Annotated in this window: 27 protein-coding genes and 1 tRNA gene; 15 read left to right on the top strand and 13 right to left on the bottom strand. The window is 69.5% G+C overall.

Annotated features, from left to right (window positions below):
* Positions 1-26 precede the first annotated feature (26 nt).
* Positions 27-596 carry a GNAT family N-acetyltransferase gene (locus ACFYR3_RS20420; RefSeq protein ID WP_389284171.1) on the bottom strand — a complete coding sequence of 190 codons (570 nt, stop codon included), beginning with the start codon at positions 594-596 and terminating at the stop codon, positions 27-29.
* Positions 593-1360 (bottom strand): GntR family transcriptional regulator, encoded by a 768-nt coding sequence (locus tag ACFYR3_RS20415; RefSeq protein ID WP_389284169.1) that lies wholly within the window; start codon positions 1358-1360, stop codon positions 593-595. The genes ACFYR3_RS20420 and ACFYR3_RS20415 overlap by 4 nt, the downstream gene beginning before the upstream one ends.
* A 637-nt stretch (positions 1361-1997) precedes the next feature.
* Between ACFYR3_RS20415 and ACFYR3_RS20410 the strand changes: the two genes are divergently transcribed.
* The 13 genes from ACFYR3_RS20410 to ACFYR3_RS20350 all read left to right on the top strand — a co-directional run bounded on the left by ACFYR3_RS20410 (position 1998) and on the right by ACFYR3_RS20350 (position 11597).
* Positions 1998-2267 (top strand): DUF6284 family protein, encoded by a 270-nt coding sequence (locus ACFYR3_RS20410; protein ID WP_389284167.1) that lies wholly within the window; start codon positions 1998-2000, stop codon positions 2265-2267.
* Positions 2264-2608 (top strand): hypothetical protein, encoded by a 345-nt coding sequence (locus tag ACFYR3_RS20405; RefSeq protein WP_389284165.1) that lies wholly within the window; start codon positions 2264-2266, stop codon positions 2606-2608. Before ACFYR3_RS20410 ends, ACFYR3_RS20405 begins: the two co-directional genes overlap by 4 nt.
* Complete coding sequence (locus tag ACFYR3_RS20400) at positions 2608-3462, top strand: protein spdB (protein ID WP_389284163.1); 855 nt, start codon at positions 2608-2610, stop codon at positions 3460-3462. Before ACFYR3_RS20405 ends, ACFYR3_RS20400 begins: the two co-directional genes overlap by 1 nt.
* Positions 3462-3800 carry an RRQRL motif-containing zinc-binding protein gene (locus ACFYR3_RS20395; protein ID WP_389284196.1) on the top strand — a complete coding sequence of 113 codons (339 nt, stop codon included), beginning with the start codon at positions 3462-3464 and terminating at the stop codon, positions 3798-3800. Before ACFYR3_RS20400 ends, ACFYR3_RS20395 begins: the two co-directional genes overlap by 1 nt.
* A 28-nt stretch (positions 3801-3828) precedes the next feature.
* A complete protein-coding gene (locus ACFYR3_RS20390; RefSeq protein WP_389284161.1) occupies positions 3829-4041 on the top strand; it encodes a hypothetical protein in 213 nt (70 codons plus the stop codon).
* 2 nt (positions 4042-4043) lie between these two features.
* Entirely contained in the window at positions 4044-4361 is a 318-nt protein-coding gene (locus ACFYR3_RS20385) for a hypothetical protein (protein ID WP_389284159.1), read from the top strand.
* A gap of 73 nt (positions 4362-4434) precedes the next feature.
* Entirely contained in the window at positions 4435-6540 is a 2106-nt protein-coding gene (locus ACFYR3_RS20380; protein ID WP_389284157.1) for an FtsK/SpoIIIE domain-containing protein, read from the top strand.
* A 205-nt stretch (positions 6541-6745) separates the two neighbouring features.
* Positions 6746-7210, top strand: coding sequence for a hypothetical protein (locus ACFYR3_RS20375; protein WP_389284155.1), 465 nt, complete (start codon positions 6746-6748; stop codon positions 7208-7210).
* 86 nt (positions 7211-7296) lie between these two features.
* Positions 7297-8211 carry a bifunctional DNA primase/polymerase gene (locus ACFYR3_RS20370; protein ID WP_389284153.1) on the top strand — a complete coding sequence of 305 codons (915 nt, stop codon included), beginning with the start codon at positions 7297-7299 and terminating at the stop codon, positions 8209-8211.
* A complete protein-coding gene (locus tag ACFYR3_RS20365) occupies positions 8208-8642 on the top strand; it encodes a hypothetical protein (protein ID WP_389284151.1) in 435 nt (144 codons plus the stop codon). The genes ACFYR3_RS20370 and ACFYR3_RS20365 overlap by 4 nt, the downstream gene beginning before the upstream one ends.
* Positions 8639-9790 (top strand): DUF3631 domain-containing protein, encoded by a 1152-nt coding sequence (locus tag ACFYR3_RS20360; protein WP_389284149.1) that lies wholly within the window; start codon positions 8639-8641, stop codon positions 9788-9790. Before ACFYR3_RS20365 ends, ACFYR3_RS20360 begins: the two co-directional genes overlap by 4 nt.
* 182 nt (positions 9791-9972) lie before the next feature.
* Positions 9973-10158 (top strand): helix-turn-helix transcriptional regulator, encoded by a 186-nt coding sequence (locus tag ACFYR3_RS20355; RefSeq protein WP_389284147.1) that lies wholly within the window; start codon positions 9973-9975, stop codon positions 10156-10158.
* Positions 10159-10217: 59 nt separating this feature from the next.
* On the top strand, positions 10218-11597 hold the full coding sequence (locus tag ACFYR3_RS20350; protein ID WP_389284145.1) for a tyrosine-type recombinase/integrase: 1380 nt from the start codon (positions 10218-10220) through the stop codon (positions 11595-11597).
* A gap of 174 nt (positions 11598-11771) precedes the next feature.
* Here ACFYR3_RS20350 and ACFYR3_RS20345 read toward each other — a convergent pair.
* A tRNA-Tyr gene (locus ACFYR3_RS20345) sits at positions 11772-11853 on the bottom strand.
* A 202-nt stretch (positions 11854-12055) separates the two neighbouring features.
* Between ACFYR3_RS20345 and ACFYR3_RS20340 the strand changes: the two genes are divergently transcribed.
* Positions 12056-12544 carry a YajQ family cyclic di-GMP-binding protein gene (locus ACFYR3_RS20340; protein WP_355840697.1) on the top strand — a complete coding sequence of 163 codons (489 nt, stop codon included), beginning with the start codon at positions 12056-12058 and terminating at the stop codon, positions 12542-12544.
* Positions 12545-12797: 253 nt separating this feature from the next.
* Here ACFYR3_RS20340 and ACFYR3_RS20335 read toward each other — a convergent pair whose 3' ends face one another.
* On the bottom strand, positions 12798-13064 hold the full coding sequence (locus ACFYR3_RS20335) for a GlsB/YeaQ/YmgE family stress response membrane protein (protein WP_355840698.1): 267 nt from the start codon (positions 13062-13064) through the stop codon (positions 12798-12800).
* Positions 13065-13254: 190 nt separating this feature from the next.
* On the opposite strand from ACFYR3_RS20335, the gene ACFYR3_RS20330 reads away from it, so the two are divergent.
* A complete protein-coding gene (locus ACFYR3_RS20330; RefSeq protein ID WP_355840699.1) occupies positions 13255-14499 on the top strand; it encodes an APC family permease in 1245 nt (414 codons plus the stop codon).
* A gap of 4 nt (positions 14500-14503) precedes the next feature.
* Here ACFYR3_RS20330 and ACFYR3_RS20325 read toward each other — a convergent pair whose 3' ends face one another.
* From ACFYR3_RS20325 to ACFYR3_RS20285, 9 genes are all read right to left on the bottom strand, one after another.
* Positions 14504-15070 (bottom strand): SMI1/KNR4 family protein, encoded by a 567-nt coding sequence (locus tag ACFYR3_RS20325; protein WP_356782124.1) that lies wholly within the window; start codon positions 15068-15070, stop codon positions 14504-14506.
* Between the two features lie 197 nt (positions 15071-15267).
* Positions 15268-15660, bottom strand: a complete 393-nt coding sequence (locus tag ACFYR3_RS20320; RefSeq protein WP_355840701.1) for a YccF domain-containing protein — start codon at positions 15658-15660, stop codon at positions 15268-15270.
* Positions 15657-16520: a zinc metalloprotease HtpX gene (gene htpX, locus ACFYR3_RS20315; RefSeq protein ID WP_389284141.1), complete on the bottom strand. Its 864-nt coding sequence runs from the start codon at positions 16518-16520 to the stop codon at positions 15657-15659. The genes ACFYR3_RS20320 and htpX overlap by 4 nt, the downstream gene beginning before the upstream one ends.
* Positions 16521-16806: 286 nt before the next feature.
* Positions 16807-18306, bottom strand: a complete 1500-nt coding sequence (locus ACFYR3_RS20310) for an NADH-quinone oxidoreductase subunit N (protein WP_389284139.1) — start codon at positions 18304-18306, stop codon at positions 16807-16809.
* On the bottom strand, positions 18303-19877 hold the full coding sequence (locus ACFYR3_RS20305; RefSeq protein WP_355840704.1) for an NADH-quinone oxidoreductase subunit M: 1575 nt from the start codon (positions 19875-19877) through the stop codon (positions 18303-18305). The genes ACFYR3_RS20310 and ACFYR3_RS20305 overlap by 4 nt, the downstream gene beginning before the upstream one ends.
* 6 nt (positions 19878-19883) lie before the next feature.
* Positions 19884-21875, bottom strand: coding sequence for an NADH-quinone oxidoreductase subunit L (locus tag ACFYR3_RS20300; RefSeq protein ID WP_389284137.1), 1992 nt, complete (start codon positions 21873-21875; stop codon positions 19884-19886).
* The gene (gene nuoK, locus ACFYR3_RS20295; RefSeq protein WP_389284135.1) at positions 21872-22252 is read right to left on the bottom strand and encodes an NADH-quinone oxidoreductase subunit NuoK; all 381 of its coding nucleotides are present in this window, start codon (positions 22250-22252) and stop codon (positions 21872-21874) included. Before nuoK ends, ACFYR3_RS20300 begins: the two co-directional genes overlap by 4 nt.
* The gene (locus ACFYR3_RS20290) at positions 22252-22917 is read right to left on the bottom strand and encodes an NADH-quinone oxidoreductase subunit J (RefSeq protein WP_355840707.1); all 666 of its coding nucleotides are present in this window, start codon (positions 22915-22917) and stop codon (positions 22252-22254) included. Before ACFYR3_RS20290 ends, nuoK begins: the two co-directional genes overlap by 1 nt.
* Positions 22914-23639, bottom strand: a complete 726-nt coding sequence (locus tag ACFYR3_RS20285) for a NuoI/complex I 23 kDa subunit family protein (protein ID WP_389284133.1) — start codon at positions 23637-23639, stop codon at positions 22914-22916. The genes ACFYR3_RS20290 and ACFYR3_RS20285 overlap by 4 nt, the downstream gene beginning before the upstream one ends.
* Position 23640 lies beyond the last annotated feature (1 nt).

The following is a 23640-nucleotide window of genomic DNA, read 5'->3' as shown; positions in this document are numbered from 1 at the left end:
AGCCACGCAGCGGGCACGAGCCCGGTTTACGCCGCAGACCGAAGCCTTACGGGCGCAGGCGTACGGTCACTAAACCCATGGTCGGCCGCGCATGTTGCCCTCTGCGCGAGCCACCCAGAAACCCTGGGCCCGCCATTCACCGCCGCGCCCTCGCGAACAGTACGAACATGCGTGAAACGGTGCCGGAGGTAATACCGCTGAAGCCCCTCGTTCGCCGTCCAGGCGTCCAGGCGGAGCCATTGTGCTCCCGCACGATGTGCCCGGTCACTCGCCCAGTCAAGCAGTCGCCCCCCGAGGTCCTGCCCCGCGTAGTCGCGAGCGATGGTGAGCTTGTTGACGAACATCGATGGCTGAGCTAGCTCGTCGTCCGTCCACAGCCCCGCTTCGGCATCGGGAGTGAGCGTGATCGTGCCAGCGGTCGTGTGCCCGTCGCGGAGCATGAACACCGTGCCAGCTTCGATCGTGGCCAACAGCTTGTCAGCGGGGTACGAACGGCTCCACTGGTCGGACCCCAGCCTCCGCAACCAGCCTGCCGCTTCCTCCCGAAAGGCGAGCAGCTTGGTCACGTCGTGCGGCTCTGCCGGAGTGATGATCACGCGTTCTCGCTTCGGGCAGACAGCTCGCCGATCTCGTAGTTCATGCGGTTCAAGTCCCCTCGGAACGTCGTGATCGTGCATCGGATCGGTCGGTCTGCCGAGTAGCCGGTACGCGTCCAGAGCATCACGGGCACACCTGCCCCGATCTCCAGGAGTCGGGCTTCCTCCGGCGTGGGCATACGGGCGGCGATCTCGTCGAAGTACCCGACCTGCTCGATCCCCCGCGAGGCGAGGTACCGAGTCGTACCTTCCTCAATGTCTCCCGGCTCAGCCAGTCGCGGCGACTCTTCGACCAGCCAAGACGGATAGTAAGTAGCCTGTGTGGACCATGGAACGTCGTCCACGTAGCGATGACAGAACCGCAATACAGCCTTCGTACCGGCCGGAACCTTGAGTCGCTCAGCGACATCGTTCGAAGCCGGGAGCATCTCCACGCGGAAGGTCTGGTGGGGTCGTCGGCCGGCGTTCGTCACATCCGTGCTGTAGGCGTCCCCGTTCTGCGGGAACGTCAGATTCTCGAACCGCGAGGCGTTCAGTTCGAAAACCTCGTGCGCCTTGACCTCGTATCCGAGCCCTTGGCTGGACGCGATCAGACCCTCACCGACCAGCAGGCTTAGCCCGTTGCGGATTGTGTTCCTCGATGCGTCGAACCGCTGCTGCAAGTCGTTCTCGGAAGGCAGCCGCGCCCCCGGCGCGTAGGTGCCGTTGTCGATCTCACGGCGCAGGATGTCCGCCACCTGTCGGTACTTCGGCTGCTTGGTCATAGCCCCCATCATGACGCACTCGCGCAACTTGTTGGTACATGTGGCCCAACCCTCTTGACGCCTCACTGTCCGCGGGTGCAGCATCACCACATCAGCTTGTACCAACAAGCTGAGCAGGTGGTCCAACACCATTGAGTGCGCCCCACCTGCTGCATCACCACAGCTTGACGTGCATGAACGCAGAGGGCGGCGACGCTGCAATCCCGCTAAAGGCCAGGTAGGACGCAATGGGCTTCGGCCCGACTGGCGAGGTGGCCCGGCGACCGCGAGCAACGGCCGGAGTGTGGGGACAAGGTCCCCCTTGCAGTGCGTTTCCCCTGTTCAGCGAGTCGAAGGAGACCTGGTGAGTCGACGAATGCGATGGGCGCGGCCGTGATCGACCGGCACGGTGGCGCCGCTCCATCCCCGGGTCTGTGAGCGCGATTCAAGCGCTGCGGCCGACCGGTCAGCTCCAACCGTTTCGCGGCGGCTAGCGCCGCGCCGGTTGCCTCCTTCGCCCGTCCGCTGCCCTACGGGGTGTCGCGTACGGGCGAGGTCGAGGGGAGCCGGATCTACCGACTTCAACGGCGCGCGGCCCCGGGTGGCTAGACCCGGGACCGCTGTTCGGGCCGTTCCTGTCTGAGAGGAACACGACCCAATGAACGACATCGTCACTGTTCAGGATGCTGTTACCGCGTTCGCCGACTTCATGGAGCCGACGGACGCGGAGCTGGACGCGATCGAGCGGGAGATGCCCGCGATCCTCGCGGACGTCGACCTGATCGACGCGCAGATCATCGCTATGGGCCACGCCCCGAACGAGGTCGACATCCGCCGGATCCGGCGGACGCTGGCCCGGGTGCTCGCGGAGCGGGCCAAGCTGACCAACCGCACCGCCGCCACGGTCCCGGCGGGGGGTGCGGCATGAGCCCGATCTCCACCCTGGAAGCCCTGTCGGCGCCCCTGCGGGCGCTGCGGCTGCTGGCACTCGACTTCCCGCACCTGCCGGCCCCGGTGGTTCACGTGACCGCGATCTACCCGGACCGCCTGGCCCTGTCGCTGCACGAGCAGGACGGCGGGTTCGCCGCGTTCGAGGCATGGCGGACGGTGCTCGGCATCGAGCCGGACGCGGTCGACTTCCATGTGCAGTGCAACCACCGCACCGGCGTACTGACCGCACAGACCGTGTACGACGGCGCGGACATCGAGCTGACCGGCTACACACAGGTGCCCGACGGCGCGCGGCTGTCCGGTGTGGGGGCGGCGTGATGGCCCGCCCCACCGCCCTGCCCGCCGTCGCAGTGACGGCCGTCTCCCTGGTCCTCACCCTCGCCGTGGTCGTGATGTGGCTCGGTAGCGCGATGCCGTGGCCCGTCGCCCTCGTGGTCGGCCTGGGCATCGACGGGGGATGGCTCGCCACCCTCGCCTACGAACGCCGCCTCGCCGCACAGGGCGACCACTCCGATGCCGTGACCGGGGTCGGCTGGTCGTTCGGCCTGCTCGCCACCGGCGTCCTGATCGCCCACGCCCTAACCGCAGAAGCGGACACGGGCGCCTGGCTGGCCATGGCGTGGCTGCCGCTCGCGGCAAAGGCGCTGTGGCTGGTGCACGGGTTGTGGGAGGCCACCGCGCTCACCCCGAATGCCCTCGGAGCGATCCGCGGCATCCAGCAGGAAGCCCGCGACGAAGCGGCCGTGGCCCGTGCCCGACTGCGGGCGGAAGCCACGACGGAGGAGACCCGGCTGACGGCCGTGACGCAGGCCGGTGCCCGCGTCGCCCGCGTCCAGGCCGAGACTGCTAAGCGACTCTCCGACGCGTGGTCGACGCTGGAGGCGGCCCGGTCCGGCGAGGACACCGGCAGGGCCCTGACCAGCGTGACGACCCGCGTCACACCCGACGTCACACCACGCTGGGAACTACCCGTCTGGGGGCCGACCGAGCCCATTGCCGCGCTGGAATCGGGCCCAGCACTCACCGACGCCGAACTCGACGCGGTGGTCGACGAGATCCGCACCAGCCGCGTTCCCGCCCTGTCGTATCGGGAGATGGCGAGCCGCTTCCGGGCTGCCGGGCACTCCGCGTCCGAGGTCCGCCTGCGGGCGACGTGGAAGCGCGTGGCGTGATGGGCGCGCTGCCGGTGTTCCGGTGGCGCCTGGCCCCGGACGGCTACGCCACCCGCCGCCAACTCCGCGCCCGTGGGCTACGGCCAGGCGGTCAACCGGTGGCCGCTCAGCTCGAACGACCGCGCCGTCGGCGCCCGCCGCTGGTCGCCCACCTGTACCGGGTCGACCTCGCCGTACCGGTGCGGCCGATGACGGCGGGCCGGTGGCGGGCGCACGCCGCGATGATGCGCGCCCGCCGCACCTGCCCCGTCTGCTGCCGCGATGCCGGATACGTCATCCCCGCCTCGTTCGGGACCTGCGTGACCTGCACCTACCCCGAAGACCAGCGCGCCGCCTGAACCCTCCCACCGCACCTGGAGTTCTGCTGTGACCAGCACGATCGACTACGCGTGGCACGCCTGGGTGACCGTCCCCGGACAGGGCCGCAGGTTCGCCCACGGCACCGTCACCGCCCCCGCGTCCTTCTGCTGGGACCGCGTCACCCGCGAGGTCGCGGCCTGGCTCGGGTCCCAGGGCGTCACCGGGCGGCTCGCCGACATCCACCTCATCCTCGCCCCCGACGCCGGAAAGGCGGTCTGACCATGGGCAAGCCCGACACCCGCCGCCTGGACCGGGCGATCCGGGAGACGAACCGCAAGCTCGACGCCGTCCGCCGCGGCGAACTGTGGCCGCTCACCGGCTCGGAGCGGCGCCAGATGCTCGCCGCACTCGCCGGCGGCTCGTACCGGGTCCTGCGCGGTAAGAGCACCGGCCGCGCCGACAACCGAATCGACTCGGTCTCCACGTCGGCGGAGACGCGGCTGATCGCGGAGATCACCGCGTTGCAGATCGAGCGTCAGCGCATCGTCACCGAAGCCGCTCGCGCCAAGGCCGCGAAGAAGTCCTTCGGCTGGTGGTGACCCGCACCTCCGCCACGGCATTCCTCCCCTTCACTCTCACCCCGATCCGGGGCAGTCAGGAGTCCGCTTCACCATGAGTGACAACGTCGTTCACCTGTACAAAGACACCGACCCGTCGGCCGTGACCACGTTGACCGTGGTCCCCGAACCGGCGCCCGCGCCGCCCGTGCCGCTGTGGGTGCGCTCCGGGCGCGCAATCCGCACGGCGGTCACGCACGAGACCACCAAGGCCACCGCCCGCGCCATCGCCCGGCACACCCTCTACGTGGCCGGCGGCGCGCGGATCGCGGCGAAGCGGACGTGGGACGGGCGGACCGCCTCCCGCTACGAGCGGATGTTCCGTGCCGCCGAAGCCGCCGGGAACCACGAGATGGCCACGGAGTGGGAGGAGCGCGGGCAGCACTTCCGCGAGGCACGCCACCGCCGCCGCATGGACCTGCTCCACTCCCCGCTCGAGGCCGCCAAGGGCGTAGCCGTCAGCGCTGGCATGGGCGTCGGGTCGCTGGTCGCGCTCGGGGTCGTGATGGCCATCGCGACGAAGGACGTCACGCAGGTCATCACCCCGCTGATGGCCACGATCGAGTTCATCAACCTGCTGATCAGGATCGTCCAGGTGGTGTGGGGCCCCGCTCTCGCCATCGGCCCCTTCCTCGCCCTGCTGGCCTTATGGGCGGTGGGCAGCAAGCAGCAGGCCGCACCCGCATGGGCCCTGCCTGACAGCGTCCGCACCAGCGAGGGTGAGCCGATCACCCCGTCGATCGTGGTCAAGGCCCTGCGCGACCTCGGCGTACCCGCCCTGCGCAACGCGATCAAGGACATGGGGGACGCGGGCGCGTCGATGCTCGGACCGATCCGGATCGCCGGATGCGGCGTCGAGGTCGACGTCACCCTGCCCTCCGGGGTGTCCACGAACGAGGTGCAGAACCGACGCCGCAAGCTCGCGGAGAACCTGACCCGGCACGAACACGAAGTGTTCATCACCATCCCGACCGCCGCCCGCACCGTCCGCCTGTGGGTCGCGGACTCCGGGGCGCTGGACGAGCCGATCGGCCCGTCCCCGCTGGTCACGGACGAGACGCTGACCGCCGACTATGCCAAGGGCCGCGCCCCGTGGGGTCAGGACCTGCGCGGCGACGCGGCAGCCCTGTCCCTCTTCCAGCGGCACCTTCTGATCACGGGTCTGTCGAACCAGGGCAAGACGGCCGCGCTGCGGTCGCTCGCGCTGTGGCTGGCCCTGGACAAGCAGGTGCAGTTCCTCATGGGCGACCTGAAGGGCGCCGGGGACTGGCGGATGTTCGACGGCGTGGCCACCACACTGATCGAGGGCCCGACGGATGAGCACGTGATCCAGGTGACCGAGATGGTCGAGGGCGCCGTGGACGAGATGAACCGCCGTCTCCAGGCCCCGCCCGGCACGAAGTTCCCGGCGCTGCTCGTGATCGTGGACGAGGCGCAGGTCGCGTTCATGTGCCCGGCCAAGGACGAGGACAAGCGCCCCTACGGCGGCGCCAAGGCCAACTCCCGTTACTTCATGGCCGTCCGTAAGATCCACAACCAGGGGCGGGCGGTCAACGTCCTGATGTGGCAGGGCACCCAGGACCCGACGAACGAGAACCTGCCCAAGCTGGTCCGCGAGGGCGCCCACACCCGCGCCTCCCTCGCCCTGGGCACCGAGCAGCAGGCCCGCATGGCACTGGGCGACAAGGCTGTCGACGGCGGCGCCGCCCCGAACCTGCTGCGCCCCGGGCTCGACAAGGGCACGGTCGTCGTCGCCTCCGACGGCATCGCCATCCCGGCCGGGCAGGCGTCCATCACGGTCCGCACGCACTACATCGACATCGCCGAGGCGCACGCCGTCGCCGATCGGGCCCGCGCTCTGCGCGACGGGGTCACCACCCTGACCGTGATCGAGCGCGGCGAGGAGCGCGACCCGCTCGCCGACATCCTCGCCGTCATGGGCGACGCGCAGCGTCTGCTCACCCTCGACATCCTCAAGCGGCTCGCCGCACTGGACGCGGACACCTATGACGGCTGGACGTTCGGTGACCTCAAGCGGGTCCTGGAGGCCGAGGGCGAGGAGCCGAAGAAGTCCAACGGCCGCATGGTCGTCCACAAGGATCACGTCCTTCGGGCCATCGCCCACCGCGACGGCGGTGGTTCCGCTTCCGCCTCCGAGTAGCGGGGAAGCGCACCCTCTCGCACCGGGGAGGCGGGGACACCGCCCCAACCCCCTCCCCGGATCGCATCCCCCGCCTTGATCAGCGAAAACACCGTTCCAGGGAGTCAGGGAGGCCCCGCAGGTCACCCTCCGGAACACCCCTCCACAAGCCGCCCCCGAAGGGGGTGGCTTCACCTCCCCGACCGAGCACCGGAAGGGATTCCGCATGTACCCCGAACACCCCACCAGCCGTCGCCTCGCGACCGCCGTAGAGGTCCACCAGCCCGTTCCGCTCGCCCCCGCCGCCGTCGCGCCGGCGCCGCTCATACCGGTGCAGCCGGGCAGCGTCCCGGCGGTGGCGAGCGTGGTCCTGCCCGACGGGCGGGTCGTCACCGGATACGCCATCAACCCCGTCCAGCCCGAACCGGTCGCGGCCAAGCCGGCCGTCTCCCGCACGGCCGTGAACATCGCCCTGGGAGGGATCGGGTTCGCCGCCGTGTGCGGCGGGCTGCTGGTCCTGACGACGTTCATCGCCGCACTGACCGCGCTCATCACCCAACTGATCACCCTCGCCGCCGTCATCTTCGGCGGCTGGATCGCCGTCCAGATCTTCGGCACGTCCGGCCCCAAGGGCGGTACGACGGTGAACATCCGGCGGGCCGTGATCAAGCGCAACCACTTCCACCAGTAGCTACGCCAAGGGCGGTCCCCGTCTCGCCAAAGTCCGGGACCGCCCTTGCCAACCAGTCCGCAACAGACCTGTTGGAGGCATCCAGCATGAACCAACCGACCGACAATCGGCGAGGGTCCTTACTCGCCGCAGCTCTGACGGCCGCAGAACGCGGCTGGCACGTCTTCCCCCTGCGCCCCGGCACCAAGCAGCCCGCGCTGCACGGTGAGCGGACATGCATCGGCACCGGCCCGTGCGCGGGAGGGCACCGGAAGTGGGAGCAGCGCGCCACGACCGATCCAGACCGTATCCGGGCCGCGTGGTGGCGGGCGCCGTTCAACGTCGGTATCGCCACGGGCCCTTCCGGGCTGCTGGTCATCGACCTGGACACGCCTGAGCACAAGGGCAGTTCGGACGCGCCTGACGGCGCGGCGACCTTTGGGGCGCTCTGCGAGCGCGCCGGGCACGCCGTCCTCGACACCTACCGGGTGCGGACCGCGAGCGGTGGAACCCATCTGTACTTCACGACCCCGCCCGGCACCCGGATGACCAACACCCAGGGCACGGTTGCCGATTCGGTCGACACCCGAGCGTGGGGCGGATACGTCGTCGCCGCCGGCAGCACCACCCCCGCCGGAGCCTACGAAGCCCTGTGCGGGCCCGTGGCGGCCCCTCTGCCCTCGTGGCTGCAGAGCATCCTGCAACCGGCCCCCAAGCGCTCTCAGGTCCCTTCGGTGGCCGTAGCGGGGCAATCACGTCGATACGCGGACGTAGCGCTCGCCGCAGAGTGCCGAAACGTGGCTTCGGCTCAAGTCGGGCAGCGGGAGGCGAAGTTGTTCTGGGCCGCACGCGCGTTGGGACGGTTCGTCGCGTGGGGCGACCTGCCCCGGCACGTGGTCGAGCAGGCTCTTCAGGCAGGGGGCGAGGCGGCCGGACTGTCCGCGGCCGAGTGCCGCTCTACCCTGCGCAGCGCCCTGGACTGGTCCATCGCCCACAACCAGAACCGCCGGGATGCGGCATGAACACCCGACCCCATCCCCCTCTGAAGAGCATCACCACCACCCCGGACCGTCCGGACGCCGCTCCACAGCCTGTGGACGCGACGGCCGTGGGCGAGCCGAGGGTCGTCGCCCGTCAGGGCGTCCTTTCAGTCCTTGTTCGCTTGGACCGCGACCAGGCCGGCGCGGCACCCGGGCACGGCGATGATCCGACGCCGGAGCGGCCCGGTATCCGCATCTACGCTCCGCCGGTCTACCGCCACCCCAACGACGGCGCCCGCTGGTCCAAGCGGCACGGCGACACCCCGTACGCCGCGTACGCCTGCGCGTGCGGTGAAGCCGTCACCGCGAGCGGGGCCGCCGACGTTGCCGCTCTCGTCACCGAGTACGCCGCGCACAAGCACTTCTGCACCGGAACCCCTGCCGCACTCACTGAAGGGAGGGCCGCCGCATGACCGCGCCTGACGCCATCGACGGGGCCGCGTTGCTCGGCGAGGTGGAAGCCTTCCATCGCCGCTTCAACGTCTTCCCCCACGAGGCCGCCTACGTCGCCGTCGCGCTGTGGGACGCGCACGCCCACCTGCTCGACTGCTTCGACTCCACCCCCCGCCTCGCTTTCCTCTCCCCCGAACCGGGGTCGGGAAAGTCCCGGGCACTGGAGATCGTGGAAACCCTCGTGCCCGAACCCATGACGGCCGTCAACGCGTCCGCCGCCGCCCTGTTCCGGTCGGTGTCTGGACCGAACGGCCGGCCCACCATCCTGTTCGACGAGATCGACACGGTCTTCGGCCCGAAGGCGGGAGACAACGAGGAGCTGCGCGGGTTCCTGAACGCCGGGCACCGCCGGACCGGGGTCACCTACCGGTGCATCGGTGACGGCGGCAACCAGACCGTGCAGGCCTTCCCCTCGTACTGCGGGGTCGCCGTCGCCGGACTCGGAGCGCTCCCGGACACGATCATGACCCGCTCGATCGTCATCCGGATGCGGCGCCGGGCCCGCAACGAGCGCATCGAAGCCTTCCGCGCCCGCATCCACGAGGCCGAGGGACACCGGCTGCGGGACCGGCTCGCCCAATGGGCCGAACATGCCCGCGGGTTCGTCATGGGCGCCTGGCCCGACATGCCCGACGGTGTCACCGACCGCCCGGCGGATGTGTGGGAACCCCTGCTCGCCATCGCCGACGCGGCCGGCGGCGCCTGGCCCGACCGGGCACGGGCCGCGTGCGTGACGCTGGTGACCGCGTCCAAGGCCAACGACAAAGGCAGTCTCGGAGTCCGGCTGCTGACCGACCTGCGCGATCACGTCATGGCCGGCATCGACCGCCTTCCCACCGTCGCCGTCTTGGACCGGCTCAACTCTCTGGACGACGCCCCGTGGGCCGACCTGCACGGCAGGCCGCTCGACAACCGGCGGCTGTCGAAGATGCTCGCGGAGTACATGACGGCCGACAACGAGCCGATCACCTCCCGCAACATCAAGACCGCCGGGAGCGTCCTCAAGGGCTACTACGCCGCCGATCTGCACGACGCGTGGGCCCGCTACTGCCCCCCACCCCCGGAAAGTCCGCTACCTCCGCTACCGGGCACCGAAAACCTGACCTGACCAGCGACAACGCGGTAGCGGCAACCGGCCCCGGTTGCCGCTACCGGCTCGCTACCCATCCGCTACCGCTACCCCTTCCCGCTACCCCGAACAGGCCCCTGACCTGCGCGGTAGCGGCGGTAGCGGAAGTAGCGCCCCTCAGAAGGGGGCCTGAAGCCCACCTCCGAGAAGGAGTCATCACCTTGGCCGGCACCAAGATGCTCAAGCTCCCGGAAGTCCTCAAAGAGATCGACATGAGCCGCGCCGCGTTTTATCGCATGCGTGCCCGCGGCAAGGCGCCAAAGCTCCTCAAACTCCCTAACGGCCAACTGCGTTGCCGCCGCGCCGACCTCGATGCCTGGTGGTCGTCCATGGAAGACGCCGCGTAACAACCTCCCGCACACACGACACGAGGGGTCCGCCGCCGGCGGGCCCCTCTGGAGTTCATATGGCACTGACCTACGACGTTCGCCTCTACTCCATCGAGGTCCGCAAGGACCGCCCAAAGCCCTACCGCATGCGCTGGCTGGTCGGGGAGCGCAAGCACTCCAAGAGCTACGCGCTGAAAGTTCAGGCCGAGGGGCGCCGCTCGGAACTGATGTCCGCCGTTCGACGCGGTGACCAGTTCGACGAGGAAACGGGCTTGCCTGTATCGGAGTTACGCGCGAAGCAAGGCTCCATCACGTGGTACGAGCACAGCCGCTCGTACATCGAGCGCAAGTGGGCGCTAGCGCCGGCGAAGTCGCGGAAGAACTACGCCGATGCGTTGGCCACCATCACTCCCGCGCTCGTAAAAACCAGGACCGGGATGCCCGACAGCGCGCTCATGCGCCGCGCGCTGTACGGGTGGGCGTACAACCGGAACCGCTGGGACGAGACCCCGCCCGACGATGTGACACGGGCTCTTGCTTGGGTCTCCAAGCACTCCATGCCGGTCTCCGCGCTTGAGGACCCAGCGACCGTGCGTCTGGCCCTGGACGCGCTGTCCTTACGGCTGGACGGCAAGGAGGCATCGCCTCGCACCGCGAAACGCAAGCGCGCCTGTCTGAGCGACGTGCTCGGGCTCGCCGTCGAAGAGCAGTACTTCTCGACGCCGGTCAACCCCATCACGGCCGTGAAGTGGACCGCTCCGAAGTCCGTGGACGCGGTGGACCCCGAGAGCGTCGCCAACCCTCGCCAGGTCCGCGTGCTCTTGGCGGGGGTGCGCGAGCAGGGCCCGCGCGGGCGGCATCTGGAGGCGTTCTTCGGATGCCTGTACTACGCGGCCATGCGCCCCGCGGAAGCCACCGGGCTTCGAGTGAACCAGTGCCACCTTCCGGAGACAGGGTGGGGGATGCTCACCCTGCGCCAGGGAGTAGTCCGGGCAGGACGCGGCTGGACCAACGACGGGACGGCGCACGAGGTACGCCACCTCAAGGCACGCGCCAAGAAGGACTCCCGTCCCGTCCCGATCCCGCCCCACTTCGTACGCATGCTGCGGGAGCACATCACCGCACACGGCACGGCGCCGGACGGCCGGCTCTTCCGGACGAACCGCAATGGCCTGCTGCAAGAGACCGGCTATGGAGAGGTGTGGGCGAATGCTCGAAAGGACGTACTGAGCGAGGCGGAGACGGCTTCTCTGCTGGCCCGTCGCCCCTACGACCTACGGCATGCAGGAGTGTCGTTCTGGCTCAGTTCCGGGGTCGATGCTATGGAGTGCGCCCGTCGTGCCGGCCACAGCATCGCCGTTCTGCACACCGTGTACGCCAAGGTGCTCGACCAGACCCGGGAACGCGCGAACAGCCGGATCGACGCGGCCCTCCGGGAGTGGAACGAGCCGGAGTGATCATGCTCTCCCCCGGGGGACACCTGGGGGACACGCGCTGATCAGAGGTGGGATTTAGGCGGTACGAGGTGAGACACGTCCACGTTCCGTCCACGCCGAGTCGAACAGAAGCGGGAACGAAGAAACCCCCTCCGACCTGCCGTTAAGGCTGGTCGAAGGGGGTTTACCTACATGTGGCGGCGCCAGGGTTCGAACCTGGGTAGGCTAAGCCGGCAGATTTACAGTCTGCTCCCTTTGGCCGCTCGGGCACACCGCCAGGGATGCTGCCCCTGAGCCCCACTTTTGTGCGGTGCTCCTTGGCAACGACGTAAACGATACCTGATGACCGGGGATGCTTCGCCACCCAATTGATCGACGCTTGGAGGGAGGGGGGTGGCTAGGCTTATGCGGATGCGGCCGGAGGCCTACGCCGGGCTCGACGGCCGCCCCTACGCACCCGATACAAGGAGCCACAGGACATGGCCGACTCCAGTTTCGACATCGTCTCGAAGGTCGAGCGGCAGGAGGTCGACAACGCCCTCAACCAGGCCGCCAAGGAGATCTCGCAGCGCTACGACTTCAAGAACGTCGGCGCCTCCATCTCCTGGTCCGGCGAGAAGATCCTCATGGAGGCGAACTCCGAGGAGCGGGTGAAGGCCATCCTCGACGTGTTCGAGACCAAGCTGATCAAGCGGGGCATCTCGCTGAAGTCGCTGGACGCCGGTGAGCCTCAGCTCTCCGGCAAGGAGTACAAGATCTTCGCGACGATCGAGGAGGGCATCTCCCAGGACAACGCGAAGAAGGTGGCGAAGATCATTCGTGACGAGGGCCCCAAGGCCGTGAAGGCCCAGGTGCAGGGCGACGAGCTGCGCGTCAGCTCGAAGAGCCGTGACGACCTGCAGGCCGTTCAGGCTCTCCTCAAGGGCAAGGACTTCGACTTCGCTCTGCAGTTCGTGAACTACCGGTAGAACGCGTGGCGCGCCCGATACGCCGGGCGCGCAGAGCGCCGAACAGCACCGCGCAGGGTCAGCAGCGCTTCGCCAACCCGCCTCAGCGGGTTGGGCGTTGCAGGCCGGTTCGTTGCGGGGTCGGCGGTTGCCCTGCTCGCTTCTCGCGCGTGCCCAGTACGTGCCGAAGCGGTGGCCGAAAGTACGAGGAAAGGTGGGCACCCCGGTGTGCCCGCCCTTCTCGGTCGTCGGCAGCCCTCTCGGGGATACGCGCTCAGCGGCGCGAGTCGCCGAACAGGATGCGGTACAGGATCAGCAGCACGAGCGAGCCGCCGATGGCTGCCGCCCAAGTGGCGCCGTCGTAGAAGTGCTTGGTGATCGGGTGGTCCAGCCAGCGGGCCGATATCCAGCCGCCGATGAACGCGCCCACGACACCGATGACGGTCGTTCCGATGAAGCCTCCCGGGTCGCGCCCCGGGAGCAGGAACTTGGCGATGGCGCCCGCCAGCAGCCCCAGAATGATCCAGCTGATGATGCCCATGTCCTGAGCCTGCCCCTCCGTGCTGTCCCCACGCTGTCCCGGCCCTGTGATTTCGGTCCGGGCGGGCCATGCCCGCGCTGTCCGTGTCCGGCGCGGGTCAGGTATGTATCGATGCCGTGTTGATGCCCTGCTGATGAACAGGACGTCGCCGCGGCTCCCTACGGTTGCAGTGATCAGTAGGGTGCGGCCCATGACTCAGTCCAGTCCCGAATTGCGCCGCACCCTGGGTGTCGGGGACGCCGTGCTCATCGGGCTCGGCTCGATGATCGGTGCCGGGATCTTCGCCGCGCTCGGCCCCGCGGCGCGTGCGGCCGGATCCGGGCTCCTGCTCGGACTCGCGGTCGCCGCCGTCGTCGCCTACTGCAACGCGATGTCCTCGGCCCGGCTCGCCGCCCTGTACCCCGCTTCCGGCGGTACGTACGTCTACGGACGTGAGCGGCTCGGTGAATTCTGGGGGTATCTGGCGGGCTGGTCGTTCGTCGTCGGCAAGACAGCCTCCTGCGCGGCGATGGCGCTCACCGTGGGCGCGTACGTCTGGCCGGCGCACAGCCACGCGGTGGCGGTCGCGGCCGTGGTCGCGCTGACCGCCGTGAACTACGGCGGCATGCAGAAGTCGGCCTGGCTGACGCGGGCGATCGTGGCAGTGGTCCTGGCGGTCCTCGCTTCCGTGGTGGTCGGGTGTCTCGGCTCCGACGTCTCCGATGCCGGGCGGCTGGGCATCGGACTGTCGTCCGGAGCGGGCGGGGTACTTGAGGCGGCCGGTCTGTTGTTCTTCGCGTTCGCCGGGTACGCGCGGATCGCGACGCTCGGTGAGGAGGTCCGGGATCCTGCGCACACCATCCCCCGCGCGATCCCGTTGGCTCTGGGCATCGCGCTCGTGGTGTACGCGTTGGTCGCTGTGGCTGTCCTCTCGGTGCTCGGATCGGCCGGGCTGGGGCTCGCCCCGGCACCGCTGGTCGACGCTGTGCGGGCAGCCGGACTGCCGGGGCTCGTGCCGGTGGTACGGGTGGGGGCCGCCGTGGCCGCGCTCGGCTCTCTGCTCGCCCTGATCCTGGGTGTCTCGCGGACCACGCTGGCCATGGCCCGTGACCGTCATCTGCCGGGAGCCCTGGCCGCCGTGCACCCGCGCTTCCGGGTCCCCCACCGCGCGGAACTGGCCGTGGGCGTGGTGGTCGCCGTGCTGGCCGCGACCGTGGATGTGCGCGGCGCGATCGGCTTCTCCTCCTTCGGTGTGCTGGCGTACTACGCGGTCGCCAACGCCTCGGCCTGGACATTGAGTTCGGCTCCGGCGTCGCGGGTCATGCCGACGCTGGGGCTGCTCGGATGCGTGACGCTGGCGTTCGCCCTGCCGGGGGTTTCGGTGGTCGTGGGCGCGGCCGTCCTGGCGGTGGGGGCAGCGGCCTACGGCCTACGGCTCTGGGCAGCTTCGCGTTAGCGAGTCAGGAAGACTGCGTCACCGTCGTCCGTATCTGGAAGTCGGGCCACAGAGGAAGGTCCGCGCCGTCGTTGGACTCCTCGTACCAGCCCGTTCCCTCGAGCCAGGCGAGCAGCCAGGTCGCGAGGCTCGGCGCGTCCACGTACCAGGCGTGGTCGGCCTCGTCGGCGTTCGGCTCGTAGAACAGGACCGTGCCGTCGGGGCTTTGGCAGTCCACGCACGCGTACATGCCGCAGCCCCAGTGGGATATCGGCAGGACGCCCTCGGGCCATGGCCACTCGGGGTCCTTGCGGCCGCTCTCGCGGCTGGCCAGATACTGCGGAACGACCGCGGGTTCGCCCGAGGGCGGGCCGTCGAGCAGGGGCAACAGACCGTATTCCGGACCGAATCCGCCGTCCCCTATCCGCAGGTAGAGCGAGGCGAGCAGCGCGGGCAGGGGGAATCCCAGGACGGCCTCGGCGCGGGCGACCTCAGCCGGGCCCACGGGCGCGGGGAGCGAAGGCCAGCCCCACGGGCGGGTGTTACGGGCCTCCGTAGCGACCCGTGCCAGCAACTGCTCGATTTCGGTCATGGGTTCATCATGCAGCGCGCCACTGACAATCGGGGAGCCTGTGGACAACCCTCACGCGAGACGGACGCCGACGCCGTTTTCCGGCGAAGAGGGCGAGAAGGCCGGGGAGGCCGGGGACGCCCTCGAATGTCGGCGGCGGTCGGCGAGTACGCGTAGGCCCGCCAGGGACCACGACCGCGCCCGGCGGGCCCGTACGGCTAGCGTGACGCGAACGGCTGGTCCGTGCGCACGATTTCGCGTCCCAGCGGGAACAGCGAGACCGGGATGAGCTTGAAGTTGGCGATACCGAACGGGATGCCGATGATCGTCAGGCACATGGCGATGCCCGTGACGATGTGGGCCAGGGCGAGCCACCAGCCCGCGAGGACCAGCCACAGGACGTTGCCGATGCAGGACGGCGCGCCCGCGTCGTGGCGCTCCACCGTCGTATAGCCGAACGGCCACAGCGCGTAGATGCCGATACGGAACGCGGCGATGCCGAACGGGATGCCGATGATCGTGATGCACAGGATGACACCCGCGGTCAGGTACCCGAGGAACAGCCAGAAGCCGCTCAGGATGAGCCAAATGACGTTCAGAATTGTCTTCACTGCTGACGACCTGCCATCTGCTCGAGCCGGGCGATGCGCTCCGCCATCGGCGGATGCGTAGAGAACATCTTGGACATTCCCTGTCCCGGGCGGAAAGGGTTCACGATCATCATGTGGCTCGCGGTCTCGATGCGCGGCTCGGGAGGCAGCGGCAGCTGCTTCGTGCCGGCGTCGAGCTTGCGCAGCGCGCTCGCGAGGGCGAGGGGATCGCCGGTGAGCTGGGCACCGGACGCGTCCGCCTCGTACTCCCTGGAGCGGCTGATGGCGAGCTGGATGACGGAAGCGGCGAGCGGGCCCAGGATCACGACCAGGAGCATCCCGAGGATGCCGGGACCGTCGTCGTCGTTGGACCGGCCGACCGGGATCAGCCAGGCGAAATTGACCAGGAACATGATCACGGACGCGAGCGCGCCGGCCACGGACGAGATCAGGATGTCGCGGTTGTAGACGTGACTGAGCTCGTGGCCGATGACACCGCGCAACTCTCGCTCGTCCAGGATGCGCAGGATCCCCTCGGTGCAGCACACGGCCGCGTTGCGCGGGTTGCGGCCCGTCGCGAACGCGTTCGGCGCCTTCGTCGGTGAGATGTACAGGCGCGGCATGGGCTGGCGGGCCTGGGTCGAGAGATCGCGGACCATGCGGTAGAGAGCCGGGGCCTCGAACTCACTCACCGGGCGTGCGCGCATCGCGCGTAGAGCCAGTTTGTCGCTGTTCCAGTACGCGTACGCGTTCGTCCCGATCGCGATGAACAGCGCGACGATCAGGCCTGTACGCCCGAAGAGGCTGCCGATGACGATGATGAGTGCGGACAGTCCCCCGAGGAGTACGGCTGTCCTGAGCCCATTGTGCCGGCGGTGCACGGTACGCCCTCCAAGTCATGCGGCAGGGGAACCCTTTGCCTGCTGATGCTCTGCTTCCACTCTTCAGTGGACCCTCCCGTACTGGTCAACGCCAGACGGAGAGCACTAGTTCCCTTGTGCGCACTGCCCGGCGCGTGGGCCGTCCGGGTGATTCGAACGGGCGGTCCACACGCGCGCGTGCCACTTGGACGGGGCGGGGAAGCCGGTTGGACCGGGCGGCGAAACCGGTTGGGATCGGGTCGCGGAACCGGTCGCCGGTTCAGAGGAGACGCTTCGGAAAATCGCTTCAGAAGAGAACGGTCTCCGAGAAGCGCAGGATCAGTTGGGGCGCCCCGGACAGGACGACACCCAGGACGGCCGTCACGGCGATGGCCGCGGTGAGCGGAACCGGTGCTCGGTGCGTGCCCGGCTCGCCTTCGGGAGCGCGGAAGAGCAGCGTCGTCCACTGGAGGTAGTAGAAGAGCGCGATCACCACGTTGACGGCCATGACGACGGCCAGCCAGCCGAGCCCCGCGTCGACGGCCGCCGCGAAGACGGTCACCTTGGCGAAGAGGCCGATGATGCCCGGCGGCAGACCGGCGAGGCAGAGCAGGAAGAAGCCGAGGACCAGCGCGGAGAGGGGGCTCTCGGCGTACAGGCCCCGGTAGTCGCTGATGCGGTTGAGAGGGCTTCGGCGGGCCACCAGGGCGGCCACGGCGAAGGCGCCGAGGTTCACGGCGGCGTACATGAGGGCGTACGCGACGGTGGAGCCGATGGCCTTTTCGGCGTTCTTGGAGTAGGCGGCGGCCGCGATCGGGACCAGGAGGTAGCCGGCCTGGCCGACGGAGGACCAGGCGAGCAGCCTTACCGCGCTGTACGCGCGCGTGGACTGCTGTCGCAGGGCGCCGACGTTCCCCACCGTCATGGTGAGGGCTGCCAGCGCTGCCAGCGCCGGGCCCCAGACGTCCGCGTACGACGGGAAGGCGACGACGGTGACGAGGATCAGTCCGGAGAAGCCGACCGACTTGCCGACGACCGACAGGTAGGCGGCGATCGGAAGGGGCGCCCCTACGTAGGTGTCGGGAACCCAGAAGTGGAAGGGCACGGCGGCCGTCTTGAAGGCGAAACCGACGAGGGTGAGGACGACGCCCGTCTGGGCGAGGGTGTTGAACTGGCCGTCGACGTGCTGGATCCGGTCCGCGATCTGCGTGAGGTAGAGGGTGCCGGTCGTCGCGTAGACGAAGCTGACGCCCATCAGGCTCACCGCGGTCGCGGTGACGGAGGACAGGAAGAACTTCAAGGCCGCTTCCGAGGACTTCTTGTCGCCGCGCTTGATGCCGACGAGCGCGAAGGCGGGAAGCGAGGCGACTTCCAGGGCGACGATGAGGGTCGCGAGGTCACGGGAGGCGGGCAGCAGAGCGGCGCCGGCGGCCGAGGAGAGCAGCAGGAACCAGTACTCCCCTTCAGGGAGTTCCCTGTCGGCGTCCTTCAGTGCGGTGACCGACAGCAGGGCGACGAGGAGCGCGCCGCCGAGAACCAGGAGCTGAATGGCCAGGGTGAAGCGGTCCGCCACGTAACTGCAGGTGTCGGCGTCGCCCGTCAGGCAGAACGTGGCCCGGTCGCCGTCCCGCAGGGGCAGCAGCAACAGCGCGGACGCGGCGAGGCCCGCCACGGACATCCAGCCGAGGACGGCCTTCCTCGCGTCGCCGATGAAGAGATCGGTGACGAGCACGACGAGTCCGACGACCGCCGCGAGGGTGGGCGGCGCGATGGCGAGCCAGTCGACGGACTGGACCAGGGGACTCATCGGGTGCCTCCTGCGAGGAGCTGCTGTACGGCCGGGTCGGTCAGGCCGAGCAGGGCCCGGGGCCACAACCCGTAGACGACGGTGAGGGCGACGAGTGGCGTCCAAGCGGCGAACTCGTAGTTCTGGACGTCGGCGAGTTTCGGCGACTCCTGCGGCGTCGCGCCCATGCAGACGCGGCGTACCACGATGAGCATGTACGCGGCGGTGAGCAGTGTGCCGAACGCGGCGATCGTCATGAACGTCAGATAAGCGGGACGGCTGAGGCCGGCGGCGGGCTCGAACGCGCCGAACAGCGCCAGCATCTCGCCCCAGAACCCGGCCAGGCCCGGCAGCCCGAGCGAGGCGACCGCGGCGAACGCCAGCAGGCCGCCGAGGCGTGGGGCCTTGCCGTACAGCGCGGCGCCCGTCTCTTCGGCGAGGGCGTCGAGGCTGCTGGTACCCGTGCGGTCCTTCAGCGCTCCGACGAGGAAGAAGAGGAGGCCGGTGATGAGGCCGTGGGCGATGTTGGCGAACAGCGCGCCGTTCACGCCGGTCGGGGTCATCGTCGAGATGCCGAGCAGGACGAAGCCCATGTGGCCGACGGAGGAGTAGGCGATGAGCCGCTTGAGGTCGCCCTTCGCGCCCTGTTTGGCGAGGGCCAGGCAGGCCAGGGAGCCGTAGATGATCCCGACCACGGCGAAGGCGGCGAGGTAGGGGGCGAAGGTCCGGAAGCCGTCCGGTGCGATGGGCAGGAGGATCCGGACGAACCCGTACGTGCCCATCTTCAGCATGACGCCGGCCAGCAGGACCGAGCCGACGGTCGGGGCAGCGGTGTGGGCGTCCGGCAGCCAGCTGTGCAGCGGCCACATCGGCGTCTTGACCGCGAGCCCGATTCCGATCGCCAGAACGGCGGTGACCTGCACGGATGTACTCAGCGACCGGCCGTTGTCAGTGGCGAGTGCCACCATGTCGAATGTGCCCGCCTTGATTCCGATCAGGAGCAGGCCGAGCAGCATGACGACCGAACCGAGCAGGGTGTAGAGGATGAACTTCCAGGCCGCGGCCTGGCGCTGGGCACCGCCCCAGCGGGCGATGAGGAAGTACATCGGGACGAGGACCGTCTCGAACGCGAGGAAGAACAGCAGCAGATCGAGGACGGCGAAGGTCGCGAGCGTGCCGGACTCGAGGACGAGCAGCAGCGCGACGAATGCCTTCGGGGTCGGGCCCGCGGGCATCTTGAAGTAGGAGTACAGCGCGCAGAGGAAGGTCAGCAGCGCGGTCAGGACCAGAAGGGGGAGGGAAATGCCGTCGATGCCGAGGTGGATCCGCACGTCGAGTGCGGGGATCCAGCTGATGTCCGTCGTGGCCTGCATCTTCGACGGATGGTCGTGGTCGAAGCCGAGTGCGAGGACGATCGCGGCGATGAGGACCACGCCCGTGACGGTCACGCCGTGCCGCAGCACCGCCTGCTCGGGCGACTTCCCCTTCAGCCCGGGCGGTGCGGGCAGAAGGGTGGCGGCGGCCCCGATGAGCGGGCCGACGACGATCAACGCGAGAAGAATCTGCATCACGGATTCACTGATATCGATCACGCCTGCTCACGCTCCCGTGGCGACGAGGAGGGCGGCGACCACCAGGACGACGGTGCCGGCGAGCAGCGCGCTCACATAGGTCTGCACATTGCCGGTCTGCGCACGCCGTACGGCCGTGCCGAGCCAGCGGGGTAGGGCGCCCGCGCCGCGTACATAGGTCTCGACGACCTCTCGGTCGAGGAACCGGACGAGCGAGGCTCCGGCCTGGACCGGACGGACGAACAGCACGGTGTACACGGCGTCGAGGTGGAAGCCGACGGCCGCGTGGCGGTGCAGCGGGCCGAGCAGCAGGCGGCCCGGGTCCGCCGGGTCGGGGGCGTAGGCCACGCCTCCGAAAGCGGGTGCGTGGCCGGCGATGGCCTCGGCCTCGACCTGTCCGGCATCGGCACCGGGGTGGGCCGCGACCGCGCCCATCGGGACGCCTGCGGCGAGGGCCGTGGTGTGCCTCCAGGCTCCGTAGGTGACGATCCCGCCGACCAGGGCGAGTCCCGTGCCGAGCACCGAGGTGGTGAGAACCGGCGTCAGGTCGCGGCCGTCGAACCAGTCGGGCAGCGGGCCGAACGCCAGACCGAACGCGAGCGAGGGGATGGCGAGCCCCCACAGCACGGCCGTCATGGTGATCGGTTGCCTGCCGTGGTCCGGGGCCTCGGTTCCGTGGCCCCGGAAGGCCAGCAGCCACAGCCGGGTCGCGTACGCGGCGGTGAGGACGGCGGTGACCAGACCGGTGACCAGGACGATCCAGCCGGAGGCGCCGGGGGCCTGTTCGGTGTGGCCGGTGGCGACGTGTTCGGCGGCGCCGAGGACGGCTTCCTTGGAGAAGAAGCCGCTGAAGGGAGGGATCGCGGCGAGAGCGAGCAGCGCCACGGTCATCGTCCAGTAGGCGTCCGGGACGCGGGTGCGCAGGTCCTTCATCCGGGACATGACGGCCAGCGAGTTGGTGCCGGAGGCGTGGATGATCACGCCGGCGGCGAGGAACAGCAGCGCCTTGAAGGCGCCGTGCGCGAGGAGGTGGAAGACGGCGGCACCGCGGTCGCCGACGGCGAGGGCGCCGGCCATGTAGCCGAGCTGACCGATCGTCGAGTATGCGAGGACCCGCTTGATGTCGTCCTGGGCGAGCGCCGCCAGCCCCGAACCGACCATCGTGACGCCGGCCATGACGGCGAGGACGACCATCGCGGCCGCGGAGGCCTGGAAGACGGGGAGGAGCCGGGCGACGAAGTAGATACCGGCGGCGACCATCGTCGCTGCGTGGATCAGCGCGGAGACGGGTGTGGGGCCCGCCATCGCGTCGGGCAACCAGGTGTGCAGCGGGAACAGCGCGGACTTGCCCGCCACGCCCGAGAGGAGCAGCAGGGCGACCACGGTCGGGTGGTGCAGTCCGCCGCTCGCCACGGTGCCGAGGACCGTCGTGATCTGGAAGGAGCCGGAGTCGGTGGCCAGGGCGAACAGGCCGATGAGGAAGGGGACGTCGCCGAGTTTGGTAACCAGGAAGGCCTTGAGGGAGGCGGCGCGGGCTTCGGGTGTCTCCCAGTAGTGGCCGACCAGGAAGTACGAGCAGATGCCCATGACCTCCCAGCCGACCAGAAGCACCATCAGGTCGCCCGAGTAGACGACGAGCAGCATCGCGGAGGTGAACAGGGAGACGAGAGCGGCGTACGAGGGGTAGCGCGGGTCGTCGCGCAGGTAGCCCGTCGAGTAGATCTGCACACAGGTGGCGACCACGCCGACGAGTACGGCGACGAGGGCCGCGAAGCCGTCGATGTGCAGGCCCAGTTCGATGGGGACCGAGCCGGTCGGGGTGAGTTCGGTGTGCGTGTCGATGGCCCGGCCGCCGCCCTGGTGCACCGCGACCAGCACGGCGAGGACGAGCGACGCGAGGGTCGGCAGGACGGCGAGCGGGCGGACGAAGCCCGGGGCCGTGCGGCCGAGGAGGAGTCCGGCGACGGCGCCGAGAAACGGAAGGAGGGGGACGAGGACGGCCAGGGTGGTCGTGGTCACGCGGTGGCCTCAGCCTTCTCGGCCGCGGGGGCGTCGCTGTCGGGGTCGTCGGGGCCGTGGCCCTCGGCGGTGTCGCGGAGTTTGTCGATGTCCGACGTGCCGCCGTTGCGGTACACGGCGAGGACGATCGCCAGGCCGATGCCGATCTCGGCGGCGGCGATGGCGATGGTGAACAGGGTCAGTGCCTGGCCGGAGTGCAGCGTGTCGCGGGCGGCCTTGGAGAGCCAGACGTCGAAGGCGACGAGGTTCAGGTTGACGGCGTTGAGCATCAGCTCGACCGACATCAGGACCAGGATCGCGTTGCGGCGGGCGAGGACTCCGTACAGGCCCGTGCAGAACAGGAGAGCGGCGAGCACGGCGGGATAGGCGAGGTGCATCAGCGGACACCTTCCTTGTCTTGCTTGCCGTCGCGGCTTCCGGGGACGCGCGGGGTGGTGGTCTTCGTGGTCGTCGCGGCGGCGTCCGCCTTCGCCTTGCGGGAGAGGACGATCGCGCCGACCAGGGCGGCGAGGAGGAGGACGGAGAGCGCTTCGAAGGGGAGGACCCAGTTCTGGAAGAGGCTCGCTCCGGTCACTTCGGTGGAACCGGCGGCGGCGCCGTTCAGGTCGACCCAGGTCGTGCGGAAGGCGTCGACGACGACCCAGACCAGGGCGCCGGCCGAGGCGACGGCCACGGTCAGCGCGGCCCAGCGGTTTCCGGAGTCGGCGTCCGGGGAGCGGCCGATCGGGGCCCTGGTGAGCATCAGACCGAACAGGAGGAGGACGACGACGGAACCGACGTAGATGAGGACCTGCACCCAGGCGATGAACTCGGCTGTCAGCAGCAGGTATTCGACGGCCAGGCCGCCGAGGGCGACCACCAGCCACAGTGCGGCGTGCACCAGCTGCTTCGTGGTGACGGTGACGATCGCGGCGCCGAAGGTGAGCAGGCCGACGAGGAGGAAGGCGATCTCGACGCCGGTCGGGGAGAGGAAGCCGTGGTGTTCGGCGGCGACGGCGGTGGTCGCGTGGGCCGCCGTGGCCGTGGCTGCTGCGAAGGTCACGACTGTCCCTCCTGCGGACCGGAGGGGGGTGTTGCCGGGGGCTCGGCCGGAGCGGATGCCGAGGGGTCGGCCTGCGTCTCCGGCGTCGCCTGCCCTGTCCGCCCGCCCTGCTCGGTCTGAACTGCCTGCTCGGCGTCGGCATGCTTGGCCTGCTCGGCCTGAGCTGCCTGAGCTGCCTGTTCGGCTTGCTCGGCCTGTGCTGCGGTGGCGAGTTTGTCGGCGGTCTTGCGGGCGGCGGCGATTTCCTTGGGTTCTTCGGCGCCTGGATCGAGGGCCGGCGGAGCCGGGACGGTCCACATCCACTCGCGGAGCTTGTCGCGTTCGTGGGTGAGTTCGTGGATGTCGGTCTCCGCGTACTCGAACTCCGGGGTCCAGAACAGCGCGTCGAACGGACAGACCTCGATGCAGATACCGCAGTACATGCAGAGGGAGAAGTCGATGGCGAAGCGGTCGAGGACGTTGCGGCTGCGCTCGCGGCCACCCGGGGCGGCGGGCGGGACCGTCTCCTTGTGGGAGTCGATGTAGATGCACCAGTCCGGGCACTCGCGAGCGCACAGCATGCAGACCGTGCAGTTCTCTTCGAAGAGGGCGATGACACCGCGGGTGCGGGGCGGGAGTTCGGGCTGGGCGTCCGGGTACTGCGCGGTGACGGTCTTCTTCGTCATCGTGCGGAGGGTGACGGCCAGGCCCTTGGCGAGGCCGGAGCCAGGAATGGGGGCCATG

It is taken from the genome of Streptomyces sp. NPDC005784, assembly GCF_042871525.1.
In the GTDB taxonomy this organism is placed as follows: domain Bacteria; phylum Actinomycetota; class Actinomycetes; order Streptomycetales; family Streptomycetaceae; genus Streptomyces.
This window is presented reverse-complemented; position numbering and strand designations above follow the sequence as displayed.

What these genes read in the sequence shown, in the direction of transcription:
- ACFYR3_RS20385 (WP_389284159.1), top strand. Translation starts at nt 4,044, where the DNA reads ATGGGCAAGCCCGACACCCGCCGCCTGGACCGGGCGATCCGGGAGACG.
- ACFYR3_RS20325 (WP_356782124.1), bottom strand. Translation starts at nt 15,070, where the DNA reads ATGACCGAAATCGAGCAGTTGCTGGCACGGGTCGCTACGGAGGCCCGT.
- ACFYR3_RS20335 (WP_355840698.1), bottom strand. Translation starts at nt 13,064, where the DNA reads ATGGGCATCATCAGCTGGATCATTCTGGGGCTGCTGGCGGGCGCCATC.
- ACFYR3_RS20310 (WP_389284139.1), bottom strand. Translation starts at nt 18,306, where the DNA reads ATGAGTCCCCTGGTCCAGTCCGTCGACTGGCTCGCCATCGCGCCGCCC.
- ACFYR3_RS20340 (WP_355840697.1), top strand. Translation starts at nt 12,056, where the DNA reads ATGGCCGACTCCAGTTTCGACATCGTCTCGAAGGTCGAGCGGCAGGAG.
- ACFYR3_RS20405 (WP_389284165.1), top strand. Translation starts at nt 2,264, where the DNA reads ATGAGCCCGATCTCCACCCTGGAAGCCCTGTCGGCGCCCCTGCGGGCG.
- ACFYR3_RS20395 (WP_389284196.1), top strand. Translation starts at nt 3,462, where the DNA reads ATGGGCGCGCTGCCGGTGTTCCGGTGGCGCCTGGCCCCGGACGGCTAC.
- nuoK (WP_389284135.1), bottom strand. Translation starts at nt 22,252, where the DNA reads ATGCACCTCGCCTATCCCGCCGTGCTCGCCGCTCTCCTGTTCTGCACG.
- ACFYR3_RS20365 (WP_389284151.1), top strand. Translation starts at nt 8,208, where the DNA reads ATGAACACCCGACCCCATCCCCCTCTGAAGAGCATCACCACCACCCCG.
- ACFYR3_RS20400 (WP_389284163.1), top strand. Translation starts at nt 2,608, where the DNA reads ATGGCCCGCCCCACCGCCCTGCCCGCCGTCGCAGTGACGGCCGTCTCC.
- ACFYR3_RS20360 (WP_389284149.1), top strand. Translation starts at nt 8,639, where the DNA reads ATGACCGCGCCTGACGCCATCGACGGGGCCGCGTTGCTCGGCGAGGTG.
- ACFYR3_RS20375 (WP_389284155.1), top strand. Translation starts at nt 6,746, where the DNA reads ATGTACCCCGAACACCCCACCAGCCGTCGCCTCGCGACCGCCGTAGAG.
- ACFYR3_RS20285 (WP_389284133.1), bottom strand. Translation starts at nt 23,639, where the DNA reads ATGGCCCCCATTCCTGGCTCCGGCCTCGCCAAGGGCCTGGCCGTCACC.
- ACFYR3_RS20415 (WP_389284169.1), bottom strand. Translation starts at nt 1,360, where the DNA reads ATGACCAAGCAGCCGAAGTACCGACAGGTGGCGGACATCCTGCGCCGT.
- ACFYR3_RS20410 (WP_389284167.1), top strand. Translation starts at nt 1,998, where the DNA reads ATGAACGACATCGTCACTGTTCAGGATGCTGTTACCGCGTTCGCCGAC.
- ACFYR3_RS20370 (WP_389284153.1), top strand. Translation starts at nt 7,297, where the DNA reads ATGAACCAACCGACCGACAATCGGCGAGGGTCCTTACTCGCCGCAGCT.
- ACFYR3_RS20330 (WP_355840699.1), top strand. Translation starts at nt 13,255, where the DNA reads ATGACTCAGTCCAGTCCCGAATTGCGCCGCACCCTGGGTGTCGGGGAC.
- ACFYR3_RS20350 (WP_389284145.1), top strand. Translation starts at nt 10,218, where the DNA reads ATGGCACTGACCTACGACGTTCGCCTCTACTCCATCGAGGTCCGCAAG.
- ACFYR3_RS20380 (WP_389284157.1), top strand. Translation starts at nt 4,435, where the DNA reads ATGAGTGACAACGTCGTTCACCTGTACAAAGACACCGACCCGTCGGCC.